The organism is [Mycobacterium] manitobense, from assembly GCF_025821665.1.
Taxonomy (GTDB): Bacteria; Actinomycetota; Actinomycetes; order Mycobacteriales; family Mycobacteriaceae; genus Mycobacterium; species Mycobacterium arseniciresistens.
Genome location: NZ_JACKSJ010000136.1, coordinates 1 through 473 on the forward strand (window position 1 = coordinate 1; position 473 = coordinate 473).

Here is a 473-nt window from a genome sequence, read left to right on the forward strand (position 1 = left end):
GTCGATGTCGCTGGCGGCCTCGGCGAGTCGATGTCGCTGGCGGCCTCGGCGATACGCACCTTGGCGAACGGGTCGTCCTTGGACTTCTCGCCGGCGAAGGCTGCCCGGACCCGCTTGCCCTGGTGCTCGACGTGAGCGGCGTAGGCGCCGTAGGCCATGCCCACGATGGGGGTGGAGATGGTGGTGGGATGCATGGTGCCCCAAGGCATCTTGTAGACGGGGGCGGTGTTGTTCCGGAACCCGCCCGCGGTGCCGTCGTTCATCGCCTTGTAGGACAGGAAGCGGTGCGAGGGCACGAACACGTCCTTGACCACGACGGTGTTGCTGCCGGTGCCGCGCAGTCCGACCACATGCCACACGTCGTCGATGGTGTATTCGGTGCGCGGGATCAGGAAGCTGCCGAAGTCGACCGGGCGGCCGTCCTTGATGACCGGCCCGCCGAGGAANGCCCAGCTGGCGTGCTCGCTGCCGGA

The 473-nt window shown here is 68.0% G+C and carries 1 protein-coding gene; it reads right to left on the reverse strand.

The annotated features are described in order from the left end of the window. Positions 1 to 473 (reverse strand): acyl-CoA dehydrogenase family protein (locus H7I41_RS16525; RefSeq protein WP_505011366.1); only part of this gene is annotated, 473 nt, incomplete at both ends.